9 protein-coding genes are annotated in these 10,401 nt (G+C 40.9%); all 9 read right to left on the bottom strand.

Annotated features, from left to right (window positions below):
- Positions 1-164 precede the first annotated feature (164 nt).
- The 9 genes from EA341_RS11670 to EA341_RS11630 all read right to left on the bottom strand — a co-directional run bounded on the left by EA341_RS11670 (position 165) and on the right by EA341_RS11630 (position 10,168).
- Positions 165-806 carry a hypothetical protein gene (locus EA341_RS11670; protein WP_293014501.1) on the bottom strand — a complete coding sequence of 214 codons (642 nt, stop codon included), beginning with the start codon at positions 804-806 and terminating at the stop codon, positions 165-167.
- An 87-nt stretch (positions 807-893) separates the two neighbouring features.
- Positions 894-1,547 carry an acetoacetate decarboxylase family protein gene (locus EA341_RS11665; RefSeq protein WP_293014498.1) on the bottom strand — a complete coding sequence of 218 codons (654 nt, stop codon included), beginning with the start codon at positions 1,545-1,547 and terminating at the stop codon, positions 894-896.
- Positions 1,544-1,987 carry a DinB family protein gene (locus tag EA341_RS11660; RefSeq protein WP_293014494.1) on the bottom strand — a complete coding sequence of 148 codons (444 nt, stop codon included), beginning with the start codon at positions 1,985-1,987 and terminating at the stop codon, positions 1,544-1,546. Before EA341_RS11660 ends, EA341_RS11665 begins: the two co-directional genes overlap by 4 nt.
- 11 nt (positions 1,988-1,998) lie before the next feature.
- Positions 1,999-2,757: an SDR family NAD(P)-dependent oxidoreductase gene (locus EA341_RS11655; RefSeq protein WP_293014491.1), complete on the bottom strand. Its 759-nt coding sequence runs from the start codon at positions 2,755-2,757 to the stop codon at positions 1,999-2,001.
- Between the two features lie 6 nt (positions 2,758-2,763).
- Positions 2,764-4,482, bottom strand: a complete 1,719-nt coding sequence (locus EA341_RS11650; protein ID WP_293014488.1) for an IlvD/Edd family dehydratase — start codon at positions 4,480-4,482, stop codon at positions 2,764-2,766.
- Positions 4,483-4,845: 363 nt separating this feature from the next.
- Positions 4,846-5,808, bottom strand: a complete 963-nt coding sequence (locus EA341_RS11645) for a bestrophin family protein (protein ID WP_293014485.1) — start codon at positions 5,806-5,808, stop codon at positions 4,846-4,848.
- Between the two features lie 75 nt (positions 5,809-5,883).
- A complete protein-coding gene (gene murA / locus EA341_RS11640; RefSeq protein WP_293014482.1) occupies positions 5,884-7,188 on the bottom strand; it encodes a UDP-N-acetylglucosamine 1-carboxyvinyltransferase in 1,305 nt (434 codons plus the stop codon).
- Positions 7,189-7,857 (bottom strand): DUF4290 domain-containing protein, encoded by a 669-nt coding sequence (locus EA341_RS11635; protein WP_293014479.1) that lies wholly within the window; start codon positions 7,855-7,857, stop codon positions 7,189-7,191.
- Between the two features lie 55 nt (positions 7,858-7,912).
- Complete coding sequence (locus EA341_RS11630; RefSeq protein WP_293014476.1) at positions 7,913-10,168, bottom strand: ATP-dependent helicase; 2,256 nt, start codon at positions 10,166-10,168, stop codon at positions 7,913-7,915.
- Positions 10,169-10,401 lie beyond the last annotated feature (233 nt).

Raw genomic sequence — 10,401 nt, 5'->3', positions numbered from 1 at the left:
GTTGAGTTTTGTCAAGTAAGAAACTAGAAGCGAGAGACGAGGAGCGAGAAGCAAGAGACAAAAAAGCAGATAATCATATTGGGTAGAATAGGGTTATTGTCAACTGTAAAAAAACTATTTAAAATAATCCCCTCCAATGTATAAGGAGGGGGTTTTTTATCAGTTCAATTTACCTCAATATTGGTAAACCAAATAAACTTGACACCATCGGAATTTTTGTGCTCAGTAGCGAAGGTCACGCCGTCAAAACTTTTTTCAGCTTCCCATGTAAAAGGCCTTCCTTCATCTCCATTTCCTTTCCGAAATACCCATTCTTTGATCATTTTATTTTCATCTAAATAAAGATCATAGGCATCGCCTGGAGTATAGCCATCTTCATCGTTGTAAATAATAGTCAGTTTTGTAGTCTTGTCTCCGGAAATTGGTGCATTGGCTTCCTCCTCGACTTCATAGGTATAGCCGGTGTCCCATGCCAATTGAAAAGGGTACATCAGCCAATATTTGTCATTGATAAAACCTGCGTCTGCTTGAGGCAACTCATCTTTAGGTAAATCTAGGCTATAACTGTAACTGGTGTCAGCGTCCGTGTAATACACCGTTCTTTCCCTGATATTCCATTTCCAATCACGTGTTCTGACATCCGGACCCACCTGCACATTCCATGTGTAGGCAATTGAATTTAGCTTTTCGAAATTTTCAAACCCATAAGCATGGGCTACTTCCATGGGAAGGGTCTTTTCTTCTTGCTGACAGGATAGACAAAATAATATTGAAATGATAAGTAGAGGGGAGTAAATAGCTTTCATTTTGTTGTTGCTTGTTGTGATTTTCAATTTAAGTCTTTTTTCTCTGAAATTGATTTTTATGATGCTGAATGCTTGTATGCCATATACTTAAGTCATTGTTGAAGGCTTTGGAAAGTCAATGTTAAATGGACTTACTTTAATTGCTAAGATAGGTTTGAATTGGCTGACATCAGGAAAGCGTTTGGGATTGATTTTCAGGGATTCTATTTTGGCTAATTTACCCCAACCTGAACCTTTTGGCTCAGTTTTAAATCCTTTGCCATTCCATTCCTGATACAATTTGAGCGGAAGAATCTTTGTGCTCACAGGAAATGAAAATCCCTTGTAGCTGATCTTACAGAAAAAAATAGGCTCATCTTCCTCCCCTACTCCTATGGAATCCATACCTTTTGATGATTCCCAGATGATAGGAAGTGTAATCTTTGGAATACCCCAATTGTACCTCCCGTTTTGTGTGCTGTTTTCTGAGTTGACAATAATGTGGGTAATGCTCTGCTTGTTTTCAGGTTTGAATTTTCCTGGAATCAAGAGCAATTCTTTGTATGGGCCAACAGGTGAGTCATAATAATTGACCAGCATCAAGTAGCCAAATCCACCTTTGAATTGCCCTTTGAGGTATTGTGGGATTAAAGGGTGTTCGTTTATCCATTTTTTCGGAAATCTGTAGAGAAGAATAATTCCTTCTCCCTTGAGTTGCCATGGGGGAGGGTAATGTGATTCCGGTTTTTGTGGTCCATTCATCTTTTTCGAAAGATATAATCCGTTGCAAAAGCTTCATCAACTTCTTCTCTTAACATCATGGTTACTTGTCCCCTATGGTATGTGCTGTGATTGACCATGTGAATCAGGATATCCTGAACGGCATCACTGAAGTCCAATCCTTTGGTGGTTTTATATGAAATGATTTGGTTCAAGTCTGATTTTTCTAGGATATCTAGGGTGTTTTGATGTAGACTTCGGTTAATCGTATTCATGCTTTCCGAAGGATGTATTTCCCATATTCCGTAATGCTGAGATATTCCCAAAATTCGCTTGTTCCAGATATCCTGGGCATTGAGTATATGGGAAAAAACCCGGAGACAATTTTTAGAAAGCTTGTTTCCATGTTTTTGCAGAAGCAAAATGAGCTTGTCATTGCTGCTTTCATTGTATTGGAAGAAATCTTCAAGAAATGGCTTCATTTGAGATGATTTTAGTACGGCGATGGGCTGATAGATGTCCAACCTCCATCAATAACCAAATTTTGGCCGGTGATGTGTCTTGCTTCTTCGGAAACCAGAAAAGCTGCCGCATGTGCGATATCCAGCACATTAGCAGGTCTGCCCATTGGAGTGATTTCGGACCAGGTTTCTTCGTAAGATTCATCCTGGGCTGTTCTTTTGGTTATTGTAGCACCAGGCGCAATGCTATTTACAGTGATTCCAAACCCAGAGAGTTCAATGACCAGATTTTTGGCCAACATTTCTATAGCGGCTTTGGTCATACCATAGGCGGCGAGATTTTTGTGTGCTTGATGTGCCGTGACAGAAGAGGTAAAAAGGAGAGAACCACCCGAATCCTGGTTTTTCATCACATTGGCAGCTGCCTGCGCCAAGAAGAATGTTCCTCCCATATTAACGCGTACTACCTCAAAGAAATCCTCCTGGCTGTATTCCAAAAAATCCCCATATAGCGTGATCCCCGCATTGGCAATGGCAATATCAAGTTGTCCAAACTCACTTACAGCCAGATTTACCATCCTCTCAATGCAGGAATGTTCGGCGGAATCACCAGATACACCGAGTATTTTACCCTGACTGAAAGTTATTAGCTCATTCACAGCCTCTTTTGTCAGACTCTCCTCAATATCATTTAAAATGATATGATGTCCTTTTGAGGCTAGCTTACGTGCAATTTCAAAACCGATACCTTGGCCAGCACCCGTGATGATGGCTACTTTTTGCTTCTTCATTTTTACTTAGTGCGAATCTCTTTTGACCTCAGATCCTGATGACCCTTGTAGGAAATCGAAATCTACTCCATCATGGGCTTGATTGACTTTATCCAGAAAAAGATTGACATAACCTCTTTCATAAGGAAGGTTGGTTGGCTTGAAGGCTGCTTTTCTTTTCTCCATTTCTTCCTGTGAAATCAAGAGGTTAAGCGTTCTGTTGGGAACATCCAAAGCAATCTCGTCTCCGTTTTTTACAAATGCCAAAGGCCCACCTATGGCAGATTCGGGGGATACATGTAAGACTACTGTGCCATAACCCGTTCCACTCATTCTTCCATCTGAGATTCTGACCATATCCTTGATTCCTTTGTCTAAAAGCTTTTTAGGCAGGCCCATATTGCCTACTTCAGGCATCCCAGGATATCCTTTTGGTCCTACATTTTTGAGAACTAGAATGGAATTTTCGTCTACTTCAAGTGCGTCATTGTCAATTTTGGCTTTGTAGTCATCTATATCTTCAAAAACCACAGCTTTTCCAGTATGTTGTAATAAATGAGGGCTTGCCGCTGAGGGTTTGATTACCGCACCATTAGGACAGAGGTTACCTTTGAGTACAGTAATGCCAGAATCTGGCTTGATGGGCTTTTCCAGTGTTCCAATAAGGTTGCGGTCATAGCATTCTGCATCTTTAATGTTATCTCCTATGGTTTTTCCATTTACCGTGATTGAATCTCGGTGCAGGTGCTTTTGTATTTCTTTCATAACGGATGGTAACCCACCGGCATAAAAGAGATCCTCTACCCAATGTTCACCTGAGGGTTGCACATTAGCAATTAGAGGGATTTTAGAGGAAAAATGATCAAAATCTTCTAATTCGAGGGGTACCCCTACACGTCTGGCAATCGCAGTTAAGTGTAGGATGAAGTTTGTGGAACCACCCAAAGCTGCATTGACCATAATGGAGTTTTCAAAGGCTTCCCGAGTAAGAATTTGACTCATTTTTAGGTCTTCTTTGACCATTTCCACGATACGTATGCCTGCCATATGGGCCATCACTTTCCTTCTTGAGTCTGCTGCGGGTATCGTGGCATTGTCCGGGAGTGCCAGCCCCAATGATTCTACCATGGCTGCCATAGTGGAAGCGGTGCCCATAGGTGCACAGTGTCCAACGGATCTTGACATGGCAGCTTCGGCTTCTATGAATTCTTCCTGGCTCATTTTTCCCATTTTGAATTCTTCGGCAAAACGCCATACATCCGAAGTTCCAATCTTTTTACCCTTGAACCTTCCTACCAACATTGGGCCTCCTGAGAGAACCAGGCTGGGGAGGTCTACTGAAGCTGCACCCATGACCAGAGAAGGGGTGGTCTTGTCACAGCCACACATCAGGATAACACCGTCCATGGGATTGGCACGTATACTTTCTTCCACATCCATACTGGCAAGATTTCGGAAGAGCATTGCTGTGGGTTTGATGGAGCATTCTCCCAATGACATCACAGGAAATTCCAAAGGGAATCCTCCTGCTTCCCACACGCCACGTTTGACTGCTTCAGCCAAATCCCGAAAGTGCGCATTGCAGGGAGTAAGTTCAGAATAGGTATTGCAGATGCCGATTACAGGTTTTTCTCCTTCAAAAAGGTGGTGGGGTAAACCTTGGTTTTTCATCCAAGAGCGATAAATAAAACCGTCTTTTCCCTTTCTACCATACCATTCCTGGCTACGTAGTTTTTTGTCTTTCATAGTTACTTAGGTTTGAGCTTATTGACTTTGGAAGGAATTTATGAAATCTTTTGGAGTAAAAGGAAAAGGAGAATGAAAATGTGAGGAATGGAGTCGGAGTTGAACTGACGAACTGATGATTTGTGTAACTGTGGGCATTCCTGAATTATGGAATGAAAGTCACCTTGTTAAAGGTTAAAAATGTTAAAAGTTTAAGGTTGGGTTTGTTGAAAACTATTCATCTATTTCACTTATTAATAGATAGGTAATAATAGATTATGTAAGGAGTTGTAAGTTTGAAGGTATGGCTTCTAGGCAGCGTCGTAAATCGTAATTCTGATATCGTAATTCTTAAAGTTAAGCCTTTTCATATTCACTTCTACATCAAAAAACAATCCCATTTTCTGGATGATATTTTTCAGGGAAATTTTTACTGCTCTCTTTGAGTTGTTCTTTTAGGTTGGTTTCTATAGTCACACTAAGAGAGGACATAGGAGTATCTTCTAGTCTGTTTTCGAATGGATCTTCTGTGCGCTCACCTATAAGGTCCAAAGCTAAAAACACAAAAGACACCGCCAATGCGATTGGAATTGTTTTCCAACCCAACTCACTTATAAAAACCATGGGCAACAAAGTGCAATGTATTAATACAAAAATTCTTGAGAAAAACGTGTACTGCCTCGGAAGTGGGGTGTTTTTAATGCGCTCACTCATGCCTTGGATGTCATTGAAGTCTACCAAAGTTTCTTCCATTTTTACAAAGCGGTAGTCACTGATCCAGCCTTTTTGAAAGGCTGTTTTTAAATCCTCTCCCTGACGCTGAAGTAAAAAATTAGGAGGGTTATCCTGTGTGCAAAATGTTTTGTATTCCTCTTCACTCAAAAATGGTATGGTATCTCTATAGGTATTGTCCTCTTCAAACATTTCACTTTGAGTTTTATTGTATAAATTTTTTTTTCTCAGAAAAACCCTAAGCGCATTGACAAATGCAATATGTCTGTAGACCAAAGTTTTCTGGAAAGCTCTGATTTCCTCAGGTTCCCCTCCATCCGGTGTCATTACTAATGTAGTCGCTTGTCTAGCCCAAGCACGGCTATAATTGACCATTAAGCCCCATATTTTTCTGGCCTCCCACCATCTATCGTATGCATGGTCATTCTTAAAACCAAGAAAAATAGCCAAAGCAGTACCTAGGGCAGCTATTGTGTAGCTTGGAATGTTAAAAATCACGATTTCAAAAATCTCATGTAAGATGACTATGGAAGTAGACAAAACCAAATAATAGGTGAGCTGTCTCCATGTGTAATGGAGAATCATCTTCAGCTTAAGGTTTCTTCTTACTATCATATTCCAAAAACTAATTTAAAGATAAAAAAAAGACCTACCAGTTAAATCCTGATAGGTCCTACTTATATATAAGTTTTATATCCTTTCTATCTGTGCTCCCAAGGCATTCAAACGTTCATCGATGTGTTGATATCCCCGATCTATCTGTTCTATATTGTCTATTACGGAGGTCCCCTCAGCAGACATTGCCGCTATAAGCAAGGAGACTCCAGCCCTTATGTCAGGGGAAGTCATCCTAATTCCTCTCAGGGAATATTTCCTGTCGAGGCCAATTACTGTCGCCCTATGTGGGTCACACAGTATAATCTGGGCCCCCATATCAATCAGTTTATCGACGAAGAACAAACGGCTTTCGAACATTTTCTGGTGAACCAATACAGTTCCTTTTGCTTGCGTAGCAGTAACCAGAACAATACTCAATAAATCAGGAGTAAAACCCGGCCAAATGGCATCTGCAATGGTCAAAATGGACCCGTCTATAAAGGTCTCGATTTCATAATGCTTTTGAGCAGGAATAAATATATCATCTCCTCTGAATTCCAGCTTAATCCCCATTCTTCTGAATGTTTCGGGAATAACTCCAAGCCTGTGTATTTGTGCGTCCTTGATGGTGATTTCAGATTGGGTCATGGCTGCAAGGCCAATAAATGATCCGATTTCAATCATATCAGGCAACAGGGTGTGTTCTGTTCCTTTCAATTTTTTGACACCTTCAATATTCAGTAAGTTAGATCCAATGCCCGTGATTTTTGCCCCCATCCTATTCAGCATATCGCACAGCTGTTGAAGGTAAGGTTCGCAGGCCGCATTATAAATGGTGGTTTTGCCTTCTGCCATCGCTGCCGCCATGACTATATTGGCTGTACCCGTGACGGAAGCCTCATCAAGAAGCATATATGCTCCTTTTAGGTTTTTACCGTCTATATGGTAAATTTCTTTTTTCTTGTCGTACCTGAATTCTGCTCCCAGTTTCTGAAAACCTGTAAAGTGGGTATCCATTCTTCTGCGTCCAATCTTATCACCCCCTGGCTTGGAAAGTCTACCCGTACCAAATCTTGCCAATAGTGGACCTAGTATCATTACGGAACCTCTCAATGCAGAGGCTTTGTTCAAAAAATCATTGGTGTCCAAGTATTGTAAGTTCACCTCATCTGCCTGAAAGGAATAGGATTCTGGACCAAGTTTTTCAACTTTGACGCCCATATCTGCCAAAAGATCGATGAGTTTGTTGACATCACGGATATTGGGGATTTTATTGATGGTAACTTTTTCTGCAGTCAAAAGCACTGCACAAAGAATCTGCAAGGCTTCGTTTTTTGCTCCCTGTGGGATGATTTCTCCCTTGAGCTTTAAGCCTCCTTTTACTCTGAATGATGACATTTATCTACGTTTTTTGGAGTGGCCGCCGTTTCTTCTTCTGTCGTTATTTCCGTATTTTCTTCTATTGTTGTTGGAAGAAGTACTTTCAGGTTCTGAAGGTAGTTTGAAATCCCTTCTTGTATTGGTTTCAAAAAGTCCCATTTCCTTCACTTTTTCCAAGTCGATATGCAACTTGTTTTTGGAGAGGGTTTTGATGTCATCCAAAATAATCTGATCGTCGAAATTATCCCTGTTCCAGGTAGAATGAAAACTCCTCATCAATTGGCCAATATAGATGATGGCAGCTTCCTGCTCTTCATCATTTTCTATTTCTATTGCTTTTTCGATCAGTTTTTCAATATTACGCCCGTAATGCTTAAACCTTACCTCACCTTGTGGATATCCCACAATTTTTGGTTTCCTAACCAGGACATCTTCTGCTGGTTTTGGATAAGGTCCATCTACATCCAGCTTGAACCCTGACATGATATGCAGGTCATCCCAGATTTTTTGGTCATTCTCTGCTTTCATCTGAGGCTGGAGTTGTTTGACCAATTCTACCAAAGTATATACACTCTGGGTGCGTTTCTCTTTGTCTTCTATCTCAGAGATATGTATTGCCAGTCTCTGGATATTTTTGCCATATTCTTTCAAAGTGACTGAATAGTTATTGCTTTCTGTATTCTCCATGGGGTATTTCTTTTTCTCGGCCTATCGAAATTTAAAAATAAAAATGGGATTAGACCTATTCTTCTACTATTCGAAGCTTCGCAAAGCTAAGTAATAAAGTCTTTTCTCCAAAATTATCAAAAGCTATGCTGGCTTTTCTGTTAATTCCTTCTACTTCAATTTTGTTTACCATTCCAAATCCGAACTTGGGATGCTCAACTTTCATGCCCGCTGTCAAACCATTGGTGTTGGATGGCTTGAAGTCAGGGCTTGGCGTGTGTACTTTGGCAGTAGTCGCAGGCCTGACATTCGGTCTTTTCAGTCCTACAAATCCTGTTCTACCTTCACTCGATTCGTTTCTCAAAGCACCTGAAAGGGCTGTAGTCATTCTTTTATTTACTTTGATGCAAGAAGGATCTACTTCTTCCAGGAATCGGCTGGGTTCGCAATTCAGCAGCCTACCGTATCGGTACCGTGTCAAGGCATAGGACATGTAAAGCTTTTCCATTGCCCGAGTTGTAGCCACATAAAAAAGTCTCCTTTCCTCTTCCAGGTCTTCTCTGCTTTGCATCATCATCTGAGAAGGGAAAAGGTCTTCTTCCATCCCTACTACAAATACCTGCTTGAATTCAAGTCCCTTGGACGAGTGAATGGTCATTAATGTGACTGCATCGGTAGTATCCTTGTCCCTATCATTGTCCGTAAGTAAGGCGATTTCCTGAAGGAATGCGCCGAGACTTTTATCTTCATTTTCAGGATTATCCACATACTCCTTGATAGCATTTAGCAATTCCTGTACGTTTTCATAGCGGTTGAGACCTTCTATGGTCTTGTCCTCATAGAGTTCGCGTAAGAGTCCCGATTGTTTGGCAATGGAATTGGCTGCGTCATAGGCATCTTTTCTCTCAACCTCTATTGCAAAGCTTTTGATCAAAGTGCTGAAGTCTTCCACTGCATTGGCAGCCCTTCCTGGAAGAAAACTTGCGGCATTTGTTATAACCTCCCATAGAGGAATATCATGTTCATAAGCGGCTACCATCATTTTCTCCACAGAGGTGTCGCCTATGCCTCTCTTAGGGTAATTGATGATTCTTTTAAAAGCTTCTTCATCCTCTCTGTTGACCACAAATCTCATGTAGGCCATCAGGTCTTTGATTTCTTTCCTCTGGTAAAAAGACAGGCCACCTACAATTTTGTAAGTGATGCTCAATTTCCTTAGGGCCTCTTCTAAAGATCTCGATTGTGAGTTGGTTCTGTATAGTATAGCAAAATCGCTGTTGTTGAGCTTTTTATTATTTTTTTCTTCAAAAATAGTGGTGGCAACCATCCTGCCTTCCTCATTGTCGGAGCTGGCTTTGATCAGCTCAATCAGGTCACCTTCCTGATTTTGAGTCCAGATATCTTTTTTCAGTTGGGCTTTGTTTTTGGCAATGATGCTGTTAGCTGCCTGCACAATATTCTTGGTGGAGCGGTAGTTTTGCTCCAGTTTGACTACAAAAAGATCTGGATAATCTTTTTCAAAATTCAGTATGTTTTGGATATCAGCGCCACGAAAAGCATAGATACTCTGAGCGTCATCACCTACTACGCAGATGTTTTGGTGTACTGCTGCCAGTTTTTTGGTAATCAGATACTGGGAAAGGTTGGTGTCCTGAAACTCATCCACCATCACATACTTGAACCTTTGCTGATATTTATTTAGTACGTCAAGGTGATCTCTGAATAAAACGTTAGTATTGAAGAGCAGGTCATCAAAATCCATGGCTCCTGATCTGAACAGTCTTTTCTGGTAGTTTTTATAAATTTCACCCATTCTAGGTTTCATCGCAGTCTCGTCATCAGCCTTGATATAAGGGTCATTCATGTATGTTTCCCAGGAAATGAGTCTGTTTTTGGCACCGGAAATTCGGGAAAGGACTGTATTTGCTTTGTATACTTTATCATCCAAGCGCATCTCTTTGACAATACTTCGGATCAGGGATTTGCTGTCATCTGTATCATAAATCGAAAAATTGGAAGGATATCCCAGTTTATCGGCTTCTACGCGCAGTATTTTGGCAAAGGTAGAGTGGAAAGTTCCCATCCAGGTATTTCTTGCTTCCAGTCCAATCAGATGTTCAATCCTATGTTTCATCTCAGCCGCTGCCTTATTGGTAAAAGTCAGGGATAAAATATTGAAGGGATCTATGCCTTTGGCATGTATGAGGTGGGCAATTCTGAAAGTGAGGACACGGGTTTTACCTGATCCTGCACCAGCAATGATCATTACCGGGCCATCTGTATGTTCTACTGCTTCTCTTTGGGGGGGATTCAATCCTTTTAGGTACTCCATGCGCTTAATTTACCAACAAAGTTCAAATTTAGGGAATTTGAAACGGAAGGGAGAGTTTGCAGGGATAAAATATCATGCTTTCCCGCAATCATTCCATTTCTTTCATTTGGCTTTAGGGTGATATCGTATATTTCTCCCCACTTGATTTGAGTCGAAATAAATGCGATTGTAACTCCAAGTTTTCTGAAAACAGAACTAGAGCGGGACGATTTTTACTGCCAGAAAGGTCAGTA

This window comes from Mongoliibacter sp. (assembly GCF_007692705.1).
Lineage (GTDB): Bacteria > Bacteroidota > Bacteroidia > Cytophagales > Cyclobacteriaceae > Mongoliibacter.
This window is presented reverse-complemented; position numbering and strand designations above follow the sequence as displayed.